Genomic DNA, 15,212 nt, shown 5'->3' with positions numbered 1-15,212 from the left:
CGGGTGCGGGCAATCGGAGCGCTCACCCTAGTTGACCTGTGCCCTTTCTCGCGAGTAACCGGTCGTATTCGCTCGGATAAACGCGACCATGCCGCGAAATGCCGCTTTGGGCAGGGTCTTTGCGGGCCGCGGCGGAGCCTCGCGAACAGGCGGAGCACGGTCCTCCGCCGTAAAATTGCTGCCATGGCCGAGCGGCAGGATTCGTCCACCGCGCCGGAACTCGTGGTCGAGTCCGGCGGCAGCACCCAGGTGATGGATCCCCGCCGCGTCTACCACGTCGGACGGGACCCCGAGGGCGAGGTCGTACTGAGCGACGCCCGGGTCTCCTGGCATCACGCGGTGCTCCGCGCCACGGCCGGGCACTGGACCGTGGAGGACGAGGGCAGCACCAACGGCACGTACGCCGACGGGCGGCGGGTGCAGGAGACCGGTGTCGGACCGGGCAGCGTGATCCGGTTCGGCAACCCCGCGGACGGGCCGTGCGCGGTGCTCTCCGTGGTACCCCGGCCGGCCCCGGTCGAGCGGCCCTCCGCCGTCTCCCACCCCGCGGGCACCAGCACCTTCCGCCGCCCCAGCGCGGTGCTGCCGCTGCCGGCCGCCCGCACCACCCGGATCGGCCGCGCCCCCGACAGCGACCTGGTCGTCGACGACCTCACGGTCTCCCGCCGGCACGCGGAGCTGCGCGCGGGCCCGGACGGCTTCGAGATCGTCGACCTGGACAGCCACAACGGCACCTACCTCAACGGCCAGCCGGTGGACCGCGCCCCGATGATCCCCGGCGACATCGTCGGCATCGGGCACGCCGCGTTCGCGCTGGTGGGCGACGAGCTCCAGGAGTTCATCGACACCGGTGAGGTGTCGCTGGACGTCCAGGACCTGGCCGTCCGCGTCGACAAGGGCCGCAAGACACTGCTGGACCAGGTGTCCTTCCCGGTGGGCGAGAAGTCGCTGCTCGCCGTGGTCGGACCGAGCGGCGCGGGCAAGTCGACGCTGCTCAACGCGCTGACCGGACTGCGCCCCGCGGACGAGGGCACGGTGCTCTACGACGGCCGTGACCTCTACCGCGACTACGCCGAGCTGCGGCAGCGCATCGGACTGGTCCCGCAGGACGACATCCTGCATCTGCAGCTGACCGTGCGCCGGGCGCTGGGCTACGCCGCCGAGCTGCGCTTCCCCGAGGACACCGCGAAGGCCGAGCGGCAGGCGCGGGTCGACGAGGTGATCCGTGAACTGGGCCTCGACCAGCGGGTGAACCAGCCGATCCACAGCCTCTCGGGCGGCCAGCGCAAGCGGGTGAGCGTGGCGCTGGAACTGCTGACGAAGCCCTCGCTGCTCTTCCTCGACGAACCGACCTCCGGGCTCGACCCCGGCATGGACCGCTCCGTCATGCACATGCTGCGCGGCCTGGCGGACGACGGCCGCACGGTCATCGTCGTCACCCACAGCGTGCTGAGCCTCGACGTCTGTGACCGGCTGCTCATCCTGGCGCCGGGCGGCACGATCGCCTACTACGGGCCGCCGGAGGAGGCGCTGCCCTACTTCGGGTACGCGCAGTGGCCGGAGGCGTTCGAGGCCTTCGAGAACGACAAGGACCGGGACTGGGCGGGCGAGTTCCGCGCCTCGCCGGAGCACCGCCGCCACATCGCCATGGAGTCCCACCAGCCGCCGCGCGCCCCCGAGGCGCCGCGCGGCAAGGTGGCCGCGCCCACGGCGCAGAGCTGGGGCAAGCAGCTGAACACGCTGGTGCGGCGCTATGCGGCGGCGCTGACCGCCGACCGGACCTTCCTGGTCATCATGGTGGCGCTGCCGTTCGTCATGGGGGCGATGGCGCACGCCCTGGCCGGGTCCTCGCTCGCCAAGGGATCCGCCGCGATCAACGCGCTGCTGATCCTGTGCGTCGGCGCGGTGCTGACCGGCGCCGCCAACGCGGTACGGGAGCTGGTCAAGGAGCGGACGATCTACCAGCGGGAGAGAGCCGTCGGCCTGTCCCGCTCGGCGTATCTGATGTCCAAGGTGCTGGTACTGGGAGTGATCACGGTCGTGCAGGCCGTGGTACTGACCCTGGTGGCGCTGTTCGGCGTCCAGCTGCACGCACCCGGCGGCAAGGGCGTGTTGCTGCCGCCACTGCTCGAAATCACCCTGGCGGTGGCCCTGTTGGCCTTCACCGCCATGATGCTCGGCCTCTTCGTGTCCGCCCTGGTGCGCAAGGAAGAGGTCACCATGCCGCTGCTGGTCCTCCTCGCGATCATCCAGGTCGTGTTCTGCGGTGCGCTGCTGAAGCTGACCGGCGTGCCGGTGCTGGAGCAGCTGGCCTGGCTGGTGCCGTCCCGGTGGGCGCTCGGCGCCATGGCGGGCACCATCGATCTGCACCGTCTCGTACCGCAGGGGACCGCCGACCCACTGTTCCAGCACGCCGTGGGGATCTGGCTGTTGAACATGGGCATGATGGTCGTGCTCTCGCTGATCCTCGGCTTCGTGGTGCTCCGGCTGCTGCGGCGGCACGAGCCCGAGATCATGCGCGAGTAGTGCCCGGGAGCCGCCGATGACCTCGCCCGATTTCCTCCCCAGCCATGTCGTCCCACCGGAGGGGATGGCGACCTGGTCGGCCCCGGACACCACCCGCCCGGCCTCGCCGCTCGACCCGCTGCTCCCCGTCCAGGTCATCGACCGACGGGGCGACTGGGCGCTGGCGCTGTGCTCCAACGGCTGGTCGACCTGGGTGGACGGCCGGCTGCTGCTGTCCGTCCCGCGCGAGCCGCCGGCCGCCGCACAGCCCGCCGCCCGGACCGCGGACCCGCGGCCGCTGCTGGGCGCCGTCGAGGGCGAACTGACCCGCTACCGGCACCTGGTGGAGGAGCTGGCCGCCGGGCAGCTGGACGGCGAGTCCTTCGCCCGGCGCACCCGGGGCAACCGGCTGGGCGTGGTCGTGGACGGCGACGCGGTCTGGCTGTACGACGCCCGGCACGAGCGCTGGTGCTACTGCGACGGGGTGTCGTTGCAGACGTACGCGGTGGCGTCGAAGCCCTCCTCACGGCCGGGGCGGCAGTCGCCGTCGGAGCCGGGCTCCGGGGCGCGGGACGGGCCGGACGCGGCGGCGGACGGGCCGGAGGCCGCGACGGGCGCGCGGAACGCCCCGGCGGAGCCGGCGGCGGACGGGCCGCCGGCCGGCACCGTGTCCGGGCCCGCCACGCCCGCGCCGGAAGACCCCGGAACCGCCGCGCCGGCCGGCCCCGGACCCGCCCCGACGCAGGTCGCGCCCCCCGAGCCGGATCCGCCGTCGCCGCCGGACGGCCAGCCGCCGCCGGACCCCGAACGGACCCGGGCGATGGACCCCGGGAGCCCGCCGCCGGCCGCCGGACGCGGGTGACCCGCGGTGAGCGACGGACGGGAGTCGGCCGACCGGGGACCGGAGCGCGCCACGGCCCCCGACTCGCCCGCGCTGCGCGGGCGGCAGCTCGCCGGGTACCTGCTCAGGGACGAGATCGGCCGGGGCGGGATGGCCGTGGTCTACCGGGCGGAGGACCTGCGGCTGGGCCGCACCGTGGCGGTCAAGCTGCTGGCGCCCGAACTCGCCCGGAACGACACCTTCCGGCAGCGCTTCGCCCATGAGTCGCGGGTCGCAGCGGCGATCGACCACCCGCACATCGTCCCGGTCTTCGAGGCCGGGGAGACCGAGGGCGTGCTCTACATCGCGATGCGCTACGTCGAGGGGCGGGACCTGCGGGCGCTGCTGGACCGCGACGGCCCGCTGCCGCTGGAGACGGCCTGCCGGATCGGTCTGCAGGTGGCCTCGGCGCTGGACGCCGCCCATGCGCACGACCTGGTGCACCGCGACGTCAAGCCGGGCAACATCCTGATCGCCGAGGGCACCGACAGCGACCGCCCCGAGCACGCCTACCTCACCGACTTCGGGCTGACGAAGAAGTCCCTGTCGCTGACCGGGTTCACCAGCGTCGGCCAGTTCGTCGGCACCCTGGACTACGTGGCGCCGGAGCAGATCTCCGGCCGCCCGGTGGACGGCCGCTGCGATGTCTACAGCCTGGCCTGCGTGCTGTTCGAGATGCTGACGGGGGCGCCGCCGTTCCGGCGCGACGACGACATGGCGCTGCTGTGGGCCCACCAGTACGATCCGCCGCCGGCGCTGACGCGGCAGCGGCCGGATCTGCCGGAGTCCGTCGACACGGTGTTCGCCCAGTCCCTGGCCAAGGCGCCCGATGACCGCTACGAGACCTGCCGGGGCTTCGTGGCGGCGCTGCGGGCCGCCGGCCGGACCGCCGGGCCCGGGCCGGCGGCGGGCGCGGCCCACGCGCATCCGCCGACGCAGGTGGACGCCGGGGCCGACCCGGGCGGCCGGCGCAGCCCGGCGCCTCCGCCGCCCCCGCGCTGGGCCACCCCGGTGTTCCCGGGCCGTGCGGAGTCCCCGCCGGCGGCCTGAGCGGTCAGGGCTCGCGCGGCGGCTGCGGGCCCGTCACCTCGCCCGGGTGCCGTACGCGCCGCGCCAGCAGGCTGCCGAGGAAGCCGGTGACCAGCCCCCACAGCAGGCCCACTCCCACCAGCCGCAGGAGTTGCGGATCCAGGGTGACCGCGTTGCCCAGGCCGCCGCCGAGGTCGCCGACGCCGATCAGGGAGAGCCCGAAGCGGGCGGAGATGCGGGTGAGCAGGCCGACGGTGAGCAGGGTGAGTGCCAGCGCCACGGCCAGCTCGACGGCGTGCCGCCAGGCCGGCCGCCGGGCCGGGGAGCGGACCGCCGAGACGAAGGCGGCGCCGAGCAGCACCACGGCCGCCACCGCCACCAGCAGCCAGGCCCGGCCGTCGTGCGCGGCGAGCGCGCCGAGGTCCAGGGTCCGCTGCCCGCGGGTGCGCAGCACCTGGTCGAGCGCGGTCGGCACGGGCAGCCCGACGGCCTTGTCGACATGCCCCACCCAGCCGCCGCCGGTGCCGATGCCCAGCGCCATCCACATCAGATTGGGCAGCCCGAGGAAGATCACCGCGAAGGTCTGGGCCGGGTCGCCCCGGGTGAACAGCTCGACGATGCCGACGACCAGTCCGATCACGGCGTAGGCGAGCAGGGTCAGCAGCATCGCGAACGCGGGCGGGCGGACGGAGTCCTGGAAGTGCAGCAGCTGCGCGGAGAGCGGGGCCCGGCGCGAGATCAGGAACGTCAACACCAGCAGCGCCAGCACCCACAGCAGCCCCACGCCGAGCGTCGCGGGCAGATCGGCGCGGAAGCCGACGACGGGGGTGGCGCCCAGATCGGCGCCGAGCTGATCGGCGATGCCGTTGCCGACCGTGATCCGGAAGTCGTGCGAGGCCGCGAGCGCGAACAGCAGCAGGATCACCAGCCAGCACACCGCGGTCCGGGCGATCGTGGCGAGCAGCTCCGCAGTGCCGGCCACCGCCCGGTGGCGCAACGGCAGCAGGAAGACGGCGGCGGTCACCAGCGCCCCGGCGAGGGTGACCGACAGCGGTACGGCGTCGAGGTTCGCGTGCGCCCGGGCGAGGGATCCGGCGTTGCCCGACAGGCCGACCGAGCCGCCGGCGGCGATCACCACGGTCGCGGCGATCACGGAGGGGAACGCCCCGCCGGGAAGGTCGGCGGCGCCGGCCGCCCACAGGCCGAGCGTGGCGACCACGAGCATGGTCAGGAAGCCGGCCACGGCCGTCCCCAGCGCGTGCGCCCAGGCCCGGAGGGCGGGAGGCGCGCCGTGGACGGGTACCGGGCCGGGCGGCGGGCCGTCCGACGTGGGACCTCGCAGCTGGCTCACGCTCTCTCCTGCCGGTACGGGACCGCCTGCCGGCGATCCGCCTGGTGAGCGCCGCGGCCGCGGTGGCACGGGGGACCCGTGACGCTCCGCCGGGAGCCCGCGGCCCGGTGCCCCGCCCGCACGGACGGCTGCCCCCACGGTAAGCACCCTGTGTACTGCCCCGCTTGCGGACCGTACCGAACCCGGGCACACAATGTCCTTGACATCGACAAACACGGGCAAAATTCGCATAGCCGGATGGCCCACACGCGTCGGAAGGGCACCCGTGACTCCTCCCCCGCCTGACAGCCACCCGACAGGACCGCCGTCGGGCCCGCTCTCCGGCCCCTCGCACGAGCCGACACAGGTGACCCCGCAGCCGGAACCGCGGCAGCCGGAGGAGCCCACGACCCCGGCCACCGCCACCCGCCCCGGCGGACCGAGCGGCCCGGACGGCCCCGGCGGACACGGCGGGGGCGGAGGCGGCGGGGACGGCGGCGGGGAGGAGGGCAAGCCCTGGTGGCGGTCCGCCCCGCGGGTCGCGATCATCGCGGCCGCCGTGGTCGCGGCCGTGATCATCACGCTGGTGCTCACCCGGCCGAGCGGCTCCGGCACCAGCGAGGTCTTCGCCGAACCGGCCGCCTCGACCGGCCGCGACCCGGTGACCAAGTCCTCGGCGAACGACTCGTCCCCGTCCCCGTCCGCCACGCCCAAGCAGTCCCAGGGCTCGAACAGCGAATTCTCGGGGGCGACACCCGGCCTCTACGGCGGCACCCGGAACAGCTCGGCCTGCGACGTCGAGAAGCAGATCACCTACCTCACCGGCGCCCCCGCCAAGAACAAGGCGTTCGCCGGCGTCGTGGGCGTGGCCCCGGGCGATGTCCCGCGCTATCTGCGGTCGCTGACCCCCGTGCAGCTGAGCTATGACACCCGGGTCACCAACCACGGCTACCGGGACGGCAAGACCACCGAGTTCCAGTCGGTGCTGCAGGCCGGCACCGCGGTCATGGTCGACGCGTACGGGGTACCGCGGGTGCGCTGCAAGTGCGGGAACCCGCTGACGAAGCCGACGGCCCTCAAGGGGGACGTGAAGACGGTCGGCACGACGTGGCCCGGATACCGGTCCTCGAACGTGGTCGTGGTCACGCCCGCCAAGTCCAAGATCAAGGACTTCACGCTGCGCAACCCGCAGACGGGCACCTGGTTCAAGCGCCCCCAGGGCACCACCGGCACCACCGACAGCCCGACCTCCCCGCCGTCCCAGACCCCCAGCGGCCCCTCCAACTCCCAGCCGCCGCCGAACCAGTCACCGTCGTCCGGTGAGACGTCCTCCGGCACCACCGGCTCCCCCGGGGGCGGCTCGGCCTCGCCGGGACAGCCGCCGGGGAGCACCGGGGGCGGCAGCACCACCGGCGGCGAGTCCGCCTCGACCGGCGGCGGCAGCCCGGACGGCGGCACGACCGGCGGAGAGACGAACGGTGGCGGCACGACCGGCGGAGAGACGACCGGCGGCAGCACGACCGGCGGGGGGACCACGGGCGGTGGCGGGTCGCCCGGCGGCGGGAGCGGCGGCGGGACACCCCCGTCGAGTTGACCCTGACGACGGCTGACGCGGCCGCCCGCGACCTTCCGCGGGCGGCCGCGTCCGCCGCGTGCCGGTGGCCGGCCACTCCCCGTGGCCGGCCACCGGCGTCTTCCCCGATCCCCCGATATCGAACTGTGTCCTAATGATCCGGTGCACCGGACAACCACCTCGGTGGACACACCCTCTGGATAGGCGGCGGGTCCTTTTGACAGCCCCGGGCGGTGACCCCGCGCAGGGCCGGGCTCCGCCACTGTCAGCTGTCTGCTCTGGAGGGACCCCCGTGCACGCCGGACCACGCCGCCACTTCGCCCGGTTGATACCCGCCCTGGCCGCGGGCGCCGCCCTGTTGACCGCATGCGGGCCGGGTTCGGGCACGACGAAGGCCGACGAGCCGGCCGCCAAGGTGACCGTCACCCCGGCCGCCGGCACCAAGGCGGCCAAGCTCGGCTCACGCATATCCGTGCGGGCCGACGGCGGGAAGCTCACCTCGGTCGAGGTCAAGACCGACAAGGGCGGCACGGTCGGCGGCCGCCTCGCCGGTGACGGCACGTCATGGACCTCGGACGGCAAGGTGGCGCCGAAGACCACCTACACCGTGCGCACCAAGACGAAGTCGACCGAGGGCAAGGAAGCCGCGGCCACCTCGGAATTCACCACCGAGCAGCCCGACAAGGTCAACAAGCTCACCAACACCCCGGGCGGCGGCCAGACCGTGGGCACCGGGATGCCGGTGTCGATCCTCTTCGACCACCCCATAGCCAAGGACCGGCGCGCCGAGATCGAGAAGGCGCTGACGGTCACCACCCAGCCGAAGGTCGAGGGTGCCTGGGGCTGGGTCAAGGACTACTCCGGCAAGGACCGGATCGACTGGCGTCCCAAGGACTACTGGCCGACCGGCACCAAGGTCTCCGTGAAGGGCGCGCTGTCCGGGATCGACTCCGGTGCGGACGGCGGCTGGTTCGCCCGGGACTACAACTTCGGCTTCCGCATCGGCGCCGACCACAAGGCCGTCATCGACGTCCCGTCCCACACCCTGACGATGTACGAGAACGGCAAGAGCGTCGGCACCATCCGCGGCTCCGCGGGCTCCCCCCAGGCCCCGACCCGCGGCGGGGTGCACACCGTCCGCAGCAAGAACGCGGCCGAGACGATGGACTCGGCCACCATCGGCTACGGCGACAAGTGGATGCTGGACTCCAAGTGGGTCACCCACCTCACCGCGTCCGGGACCTTCCTGCACTCCGCCCCGTGGAACAAGTCGCTCGGCGTGGAGAACAACAGCCACGGCTGCTTCGGCATGACCACCTCGGACGCCAAGAAGATCTACGACTTCCTGCCGATCGGCTCCACGGTCGAGGTCAAGGGCACCAGCAACACCGAGAAGACCGATGTCGGCAACGGCCTGGAGGTCTGGCAGGAGAGCTGGCAGCAGTGGCAGCAGCGCAGCGCGCTGCACGGCTGACCCCGGCGGCTGCGCACGGCGCGGACCGCGGACGCCGCCGCCCGGTTCTCCGGGCGGCGGCGTCCGCGTCTTCGCACCACTCCCGCCCGGGGGCGATCAGCCGATTCCGCCGGTCGTGCGGCGGAGGGTGGGGCGGCGGTCGTCGATCCGCTGCCAGCGGTCGCCGTAGACGTTCTCGACGATCTGCGGCTCGCGCAGGAAGTCGTGCGGGAAGCCGAGGGGGACCGCGCTGGTCTCCTCCAGCCGCGCCAGCGCGTCGGCGTCGAGGGTGACCCCGGCCGCGGCGAGGTTGTCGCACAGCTGGCTCTCCCTGGTGGCGGCGATGATCGGGATGACGCTGCCGGGCCGGCCGCGCAGCCACGCCAGCGCCACCTGCGCCGGACTCCAGCCGCCCTGCTCGGCGATCTGAAGTACCGCGGTGACGGTCTCCTCCGTCCGCCGGTCGGCCGTGTCCTGCGCCGAACCGGCCAGGCGGCCCTGCTCCCCGCGGCGGTACTTGCCGGTGAGCTTGCCGGCCGCGAGCGGCGCCCAGGCCAGGACGGCCAGATCGAAGGCGTGGGCCTGCGGCAGCAGTTCGCGCTCCGGCGTCCGCTCCAGCAGGTTGTAGCGCAGCTGCGAGCCGGCGAACGCGGTCCAGCCGCGCAGCTCGGCGAGGGTGTTGGCCTGCGCGATCTCCCAGGCCGCCCAGTCGGAGACGCCGAGGTGGAGCACCTTGCCCGACCGCACCATGTCATCGAGCGCCCGCATGACCTCGTCCACGGGCGTGAACTGGTCCCGGGCGTGCACCCACAGCACGTCGAGGTGGTCGGTGCGCAGCCGCTCCAGGCTCGCCTCCACCGAACGGACCAGGCTCTTGCGGTGGTTGCCCGCGGAGTTCACGTCGCCCTTGCGGGTCGCGCAGGTGTACTTGCTGGCCAGCACGAAGCTGTCCCGGCGGCCGTCGAGCAGTTCCCCCAGGATCCGTTCGGAGGCGCCGTCGGCGTAGACGTTGGCGGTGTCGATGAAGTTGCCGCCCGCGTCCGCGTAGGCGTCCAGGATCCGGCCGCTGGTGTCCTTGTCGGTGCCCCAGCCCCCGGCGCCGAACGTCATGGTCCCCAGGCTCAGCTCGCTCACCCGCAGGCCGGTCCTGCCGAACAGTGTGTAGCGCACGATGTCCCCTTCGTTCAGCGACAGTTGGTCGGTGGTGCGCCCACGCTAGGAGCTGGAGCGCACTCCAGCGCAAGGCGCGGCCGTCCGGCGGCCCCGGGGCGCCGGACTCGACGGTCCGTCTGCTCCGTCCGGGTGAATTCGGCCGGCGGCTGTTGTGCGGCGGCGAAGCGCGTTGGGTTACTGGTCGGGTTCGAGCCGGCGGGTTGCCCTCCCTCTGCGACGGAGGATCCGGGCAAGCGCGGTACGGGCCTTCCTCCGGGAGCACGGGACACCCCGGCACCCGTCGTCGGGAAGGAAGAGCAGATGCCTGCACTGCAGCCGGGAACCGGACCCCCGCCGCCCCTCGCCGCCGGTCACGCGCCGCCGCCGAGGCTGCGTGCCCCGGCGCCCGCCGGGGTCCCGAGGTCCGCCGCACCGCCGCCGGTGGTCACCGTGCCGGTGGGGAACGGCCCGGTGTCCGTGGTGATCAGCCCGGACGGCGGCCGGGCCTACGTCACCGACTACGGGTCGAGCGCCGTCTCGGTGCTCAGCACGGTCACCAAGGCCGTGACCGCCACCATCCCGGTGGCCCCCGGGCCCTGGGGCGCCGCGGTCTCCCCGGACGGGCGGCGGCTCTACGTGGCCAGTCTCGGCGCCGGCACCGTCAGCACGATCGACACGGCGGCCAACGCCGTCATCGGCACGGTGGAGGACATGGGCAACCCCGTGGAACTGGCCGTCACCCCCGACGGCGCGCGGCTGTTCGTGGCCTGCCAGTCGCGCAACGCCGTCCGGGTCATCGACACCGCCGGCAACACGGTCACCGCCGAGATCCCGGTCGGCATCGGGCCGCGCACCATCCTGATCACACCGGACGGCGACCGGGCCTACGTGGGCGAGGAGGCCGCGAACACGATCAGTGTGATCGACACCGCCGCCGGCACCGTCGTCCGCGAACTGACCGGGTTCCGGTTCCCCCGGTCGTCGGCCGTCACCCCGGACGGGCGGCGGCTGTTCGTCCCGAACTACGGCGGCAACACCGTCGACGTGCTGGACACCGCGACCGGCACGGTCCTCGCCTCGATCCCGGGTTTCTGGCTGCCGTTCGCGGTGGCGCTGACCGGGGACGGGCTGCTCGCCTACGTCTCCTGCAACGGCGACAGCACGGTGCGGGTCGTCGACACCGGCAGCTACCGCGTGATCGCCGACCACGCCGGGCTGAACGTGCCGTACGGGGTGGCGATCACCCCGGACCAGCAGAGCGTCTACGTGGCCAACAACGGCGACAGCACGGTCACCGTCCTCGCCGGACTGACCGGCCTGCACCCCTACCAGGGGCCGACCGGCGGCGGGACCCGCGTCACCCTCCTCGGCACCCATCTGACCGGGGCCACCGCCGTGCACTTCGGCCCCCGGCCCGCCACCGAGGTGGTCGTCGTCAGCGACCACGAGATCACCCTGGTCACCCCGGCGGGGCACGGCGTCGTGGACGTCACCGTGACCACGCCGGGCGGCACCAGCGCCCCGATGCCCTTCTACTACCTCCCGCCGCCCCGCGTGAGCGGGCTCTCCCCCGCCTCGGGGCCCGTCGCGGGCGGTACCACCGTGACACTGACCGGCACGTCCCTGGCCACCGCGTGCACGGTCGGCTTCGGCGGCGCCGCGGTCACGCCGGTGGTCCTCTCCGACAGCGTGCTCACCATGACCGCCCCGCCCGGGCCGGCCGGCGGGGTGCCGGTCACGGTCACCACGATCGGCGGGGTCGCCGAGGGCGGCACCTACACCTACGTCGGCCCGCCCGCGCTCAACGCCCTCACCCCGACGGCCGGATCCCGGGCCGGCGGCACGGTCGTCGCCCTCCTCGGCTCCGGGCTGGCACGGACGACCGAGGTGCTCTTCGACGCCACCCCGGCTGCCTTCACCGCCGTGACGGACTCCCTGCTCCAGGCCGTCGCCCCGGCGCACGCTCCGGGAGCGGTACCGGTGACCGTCACCTCCGCCGGCGGCAGCGCCATCGCTCCCCGGCCCTACACCTACACCTGACCCGGACGGGGAGCGGAAACGGAAACGGCAATGGCAACGGGGCACCCTCCGTCCACGGCGGATGCCCCGTTGCCCGGCTGCGGCGGCGGGCCGGGCGGCCCGCTCGGCTCAGCCGGTGATGATCGCCGGGTCGCTCACGCCCGGCTGACCGTTCTCCACATGGCCGGCGAACCGGCGCAGGAAGGTCTTGTCCGTGTCGGAGGTGACCGACAGGTCGTACCAGCGCTTGCTGGCACGCAGGTCGAGCGGCTTCTTGACGGTGGCCCCCGCGCGGACGGGGTAGGTCTCGCTCGCCCCGCCGTAGGCGTTCGTGACGGTGAGGTGGCAGTCGGTCCGGCCGTGGTTGGTGAAGCTCAGGACGAGCCGGCCCGCGGTCGCGTCGTGGCGGGCGGTCACCTCGGGGCCGGTCTTCTTGCCGTCGCCCCGGAAGGTGCGCAGGAAGCCGTTCGGGCCGTGCACCGACAGGTCGTACGTGCCCTTGGAGTACGCGGTGTTCCAGGTGTCGGCGATCTGCTTGCCGGCCTCCGTGGTGTACGTCCAGGGACCGTCGGTGCGGTTGCCCGCGGTGACCGTGAAGCAGGCGCCGGCCTTGTCACCGCTCTTGAAGGCGAGGGTGAAGCGCCCGGTGGAGGGCGTGGCGGAGCCGTCGACCAGCGGCGCGTACGGCAGCGGGCGGGACCGCCGGGAGCCCGGCTCCTGCTTGGGCAGGACGGGGTTGGCGGGCGGCTTCGGCACATAGCTGTCGTGCCGGTCCTTGTCCGGCGGCCGGAAGCCGTCGGTGTCCGGGAGCGCGGCCGGCTTGGCGTTCTCCAGGCCGAAGTCGAAGGCGGAGGTCAGGTCGCCGCTGATGGCACGGCGCCAGGGCGAGATGTTGGGCTCGTGGACTCCGAAGCGGCGCTCCATGAACCGGATGATGGAGGTGTGGTCCAAGACCTCGGAGCAGACGTAGCCGCCGGTGCTCCAGGGCGAGACGACGAGCATCGGGACGCGCTGGCCGAGCCCGTAGGGGCCGGCGGAGTAGGTCGCGTTGCCGCCGAAGGAGTCGAGCGAGCTGTCCACGGTGGAGCGGCCCTGGTCGTCGGAGGCCGGCGGGAACGGCGGCAGGACGTGGTCGAAGTAGCCGTCGTTCTCGTCGTAGGTGATGAACAGCGCGGTCTTGCTCCACACCTCGGGGTTGGAGGTGAGCGCGTCCAGCACCTGGGAGACGTACCAGGCACCGTAGTTGGCGGGCCAGTTGGGGTGCTCGGAGAAGGCCTCGGGGGCGGCGATCCAGGAGATCTGGGGCAGCTTGCCGGCCTTCACATCGGCCTTGAGGTGGTCGAAGTAGCCGTCGCCCTGCTTGACGTTGGTGCCGGTGCGGGCCTTGTCGTAGAGCGGGTCGCCGGGCTTGGCGTTGCGGTACTGGTTGAAGAAGAGCAGGGAGTTGTCACCGTAGGTGCCGCGGTAGGCGTCCTCGATCCAGCCCCACTTGCCGTCGGCGTCCAGGCCGTCACCGATGTCCTGGTAGACCTTCCAGGAGATCCCGGCCTTCTCCAGGCGCTCCGGGTACGTGGTCCAGCCGTACCCCGCCTCCTCGTTGCCCAGGACCGGGCCGCCGCCCGAGCCGTCGTTGCCGACATGGCCGGAGAACATGTAATAGCGGTTAGGGTCGGTGGCCCCGATGATCGAGCAGTGGTACGAGTCGCAGATGGTGAAGGCGTCCGCGAGCGCGTAGTGGAACGGGATGTCCTTGCGGGTCAGGTGCGCCATGGTGCCGGTGCCCTTGGCGGGTACCCAGCTGTCGTACTTGCCGTTGTTCCAGGCCTTGTGGCCGCCCGCCCAGTCGTGGTTGAGCCCCTCGATGAACTGCATGCCGAGGTTGTCGGCGTCCGGGTGGTAGGGCAGGACGTCCTTGGAACCGTCGGACTGGTGCCAGACGGACTTGCCGTTCTCCAGCTGCAGCGGCCGGGGGTCGCCGAAGCCGCGGACGCCCTTGAGCGAGCCGAAGTAGTGGTCGAAGGACCGGTTCTCCTGCATCAGAACGACGATGTGCTCGACGTCCTGCAGGGATCCGGAGCGGCGCGCGGCGGGGATGGCCGCGGCACGGGCGATGCTGCTCGACAGGGCCGAGACGCCCGCGGTCGCGCCGGCGATCTGGAGGAATCGCCGCCGATTCAGTTCAGACATGAGATGGGGAACCTCGTGGTGAGTGCGGTGGTGCGCGGTGGTGGGGGGTGGTGCCGTGCGGTCGGAAGGGATCGGTGGGACATACGACGTGAGCAGAGTGTTCCAAGAGGAACGAGCATCGGGGAAGGGGGGGTGTCACCGGTGTGACATATCGCGGTACGCATGACGAACACGCCGACCGGCCGGGCGGGGAGGCGGCACGAACCGGCCACGGGCAGGGAGGGGGCGGCGGCGGTCAGCGGGAGAGCGAGGAGGCGCTCGGCGGTCTGCGGGTCGGCACCGCCGCTCCTGGCGGAGTCCGGCCCCCGGCGGTCGTCACGGGGACCCGGCGCGGCCCGGGGTGCTCACCGGGCAGGCGCCGTGTGCGGGATGAGGACGGCCCGCCTCCTCCCGCACGCACGGACGGGAGGAGGCGGGCCGCCGGTCTTGGGGGGCGTGCCCCGGGCGGGGCGTCGGGGTGTCAGGCGACGGCGACCGATGCCGGCTCCGGGGCGGCGGCGATCGCCCCGGGCGCGGGCTCGGCGAGCGGCTCGGCGGGGACGGTGGGCACCGTCTCGGGGCGGCCCTTGCGGTCGGGCACGCTGCGCAGCGGGGTGCGGGCCGTCAGCCGGGACTTGCCGGCCGCCTCGACACGGCGGGTGAACCAGATGACCTTGCCGTCCGGGGTGCCGCAGGTGCCCCAACTGTCGCTCAGTGCCGCGACCGTGGAGAGTCCGCCGCCGGCCGCGCTGAGCAGCTTCGGCAGCCGGGGTCCGTCGTCGGCGACGGAGGTCGTGAGGTGCCGGCCGGACCAGCGGAGTTCGACGACGCAGCGGGCGTCCGGCCCGATATGGCGATGGACGTTGGTCAGGAGTTCCGCCACTCCCCGGCACACGGGCGGGATATGCAGCTCAAGATCCCAGTAGCGCAGATGCGCGGCGAGAATCCGCCGGATCTGCGGCACACGCTCCGCCGAAGCATGCAGTTCGACCGTGTAGTGCCGGTCGCCGGGATGTGTCATGTCGTGGCTCCTCACCGCGAGGCTCACGCCCTTCACCTCGTTGGACCAACGAACCCCGAACACGAAGAGTGAGCAATAATCACG

Annotated in this window: 10 protein-coding genes; 6 read left to right on the top strand and 4 right to left on the bottom strand. The window is 73.2% G+C overall.

Annotated features, from left to right (window positions below; genetic code table 11):
• The first annotated feature begins 183 nt into the window (after positions 1 to 183).
• Genes ACQP17_RS28325 through ACQP17_RS28315 form a run of 3 tightly spaced genes read left to right on the top strand, consistent with a single transcriptional unit; the run spans position 184 to position 4,435 of the window.
• Positions 184 to 2,526 (top strand): FHA domain-containing protein, encoded by a 2,343-nt coding sequence (locus tag ACQP17_RS28325; RefSeq protein WP_433858802.1) that lies wholly within the window; start codon positions 184 to 186, stop codon positions 2,524 to 2,526.
• A gap of 16 nt (positions 2,527 to 2,542) precedes the next feature.
• On the top strand, positions 2,543 to 3,367 hold the full coding sequence (locus tag ACQP17_RS28320) for a hypothetical protein (protein ID WP_433858801.1): 825 nt from the start codon (positions 2,543 to 2,545) through the stop codon (positions 3,365 to 3,367).
• Positions 3,368 to 3,373: 6 nt separating this feature from the next.
• Positions 3,374 to 4,435: a serine/threonine-protein kinase gene (locus tag ACQP17_RS28315; RefSeq protein WP_433858800.1), complete on the top strand. Its 1,062-nt coding sequence runs from the start codon at positions 3,374 to 3,376 to the stop codon at positions 4,433 to 4,435.
• Between the two features lie 4 nt (positions 4,436 to 4,439).
• On the opposite strand, the gene ACQP17_RS28310 is transcribed toward ACQP17_RS28315, so the two are convergent.
• Complete coding sequence (locus ACQP17_RS28310; protein WP_433858799.1) at positions 4,440 to 5,765, bottom strand: streptophobe family protein; 1,326 nt, start codon at positions 5,763 to 5,765, stop codon at positions 4,440 to 4,442.
• Positions 5,766 to 6,111: 346 nt separating this feature from the next.
• Here ACQP17_RS28310 and ACQP17_RS28305 point away from each other — a divergent pair, with 346 nt between their 5' ends.
• Both ACQP17_RS28305 and ACQP17_RS28300 read left to right on the top strand, forming a co-directional pair.
• The gene (locus ACQP17_RS28305; RefSeq protein WP_433858798.1) at positions 6,112 to 7,338 is read left to right on the top strand and encodes a DUF6777 domain-containing protein; all 1,227 of its coding nucleotides are present in this window, start codon (positions 6,112 to 6,114) and stop codon (positions 7,336 to 7,338) included.
• Between the two features lie 271 nt (positions 7,339 to 7,609).
• Positions 7,610 to 8,791 carry an Ig-like domain-containing protein gene (locus tag ACQP17_RS28300; protein WP_433858797.1) on the top strand — a complete coding sequence of 394 codons (1,182 nt, stop codon included), beginning with the start codon at positions 7,610 to 7,612 and terminating at the stop codon, positions 8,789 to 8,791.
• A 96-nt stretch (positions 8,792 to 8,887) separates the two neighbouring features.
• Here the strand turns inward: ACQP17_RS28300 and ACQP17_RS28295 are convergent, their stop codons facing one another.
• Positions 8,888 to 9,940 (bottom strand): aldo/keto reductase, encoded by a 1,053-nt coding sequence (locus ACQP17_RS28295; RefSeq protein WP_433858796.1) that lies wholly within the window; start codon positions 9,938 to 9,940, stop codon positions 8,888 to 8,890.
• A 303-nt stretch (positions 9,941 to 10,243) separates the two neighbouring features.
• On the opposite strand from ACQP17_RS28295, the gene ACQP17_RS28290 reads away from it, so the two are divergent.
• Positions 10,244 to 11,962 (top strand): IPT/TIG domain-containing protein, encoded by a 1,719-nt coding sequence (locus ACQP17_RS28290; protein WP_433858795.1) that lies wholly within the window; start codon positions 10,244 to 10,246, stop codon positions 11,960 to 11,962.
• Between the two features lie 108 nt (positions 11,963 to 12,070).
• Here ACQP17_RS28290 and ACQP17_RS28285 read toward each other — a convergent pair whose 3' ends face one another.
• The gene (locus ACQP17_RS28285) at positions 12,071 to 14,128 is read right to left on the bottom strand and encodes a phosphocholine-specific phospholipase C (protein WP_433858794.1); all 2,058 of its coding nucleotides are present in this window, start codon (positions 14,126 to 14,128) and stop codon (positions 12,071 to 12,073) included.
• 460 nt (positions 14,129 to 14,588) lie between these two features.
• Positions 14,589 to 15,128 (bottom strand): ATP-binding protein, encoded by a 540-nt coding sequence (locus ACQP17_RS28280; protein WP_433858793.1) that lies wholly within the window; start codon positions 15,126 to 15,128, stop codon positions 14,589 to 14,591.
• Between the last annotated feature and the right edge of the window lie 84 nt (positions 15,129 to 15,212).

The sequence above is a fragment of the Streptomyces kronopolitis genome, assembly GCF_050953795.1.
GTDB lineage: Bacteria > Actinomycetota > Actinomycetes > Streptomycetales > Streptomycetaceae > Streptomyces > Streptomyces kronopolitis_A.
Note: the sequence above shows the minus strand (reverse complement) of the source record. Positions and strands in the feature narration are given on the sequence as shown.

Bases quoted from the DNA above. Each gene is read 5' to 3' on its own strand.
- ACQP17_RS28280 (WP_433858793.1), bottom strand. From the start codon at position 15,128: ATGACACATCCCGGCGACCGGCACTACACGGTCGAACTGCATGCTTCG.
- ACQP17_RS28290 (WP_433858795.1), top strand. From the start codon at position 10,244: ATGCCTGCACTGCAGCCGGGAACCGGACCCCCGCCGCCCCTCGCCGCC.
- ACQP17_RS28285 (WP_433858794.1), bottom strand. From the start codon at position 14,128: ATGTCTGAACTGAATCGGCGGCGATTCCTCCAGATCGCCGGCGCGACC.
- ACQP17_RS28320 (WP_433858801.1), top strand. From the start codon at position 2,543: ATGACCTCGCCCGATTTCCTCCCCAGCCATGTCGTCCCACCGGAGGGG.
- ACQP17_RS28325 (WP_433858802.1), top strand. From the start codon at position 184: ATGGCCGAGCGGCAGGATTCGTCCACCGCGCCGGAACTCGTGGTCGAG.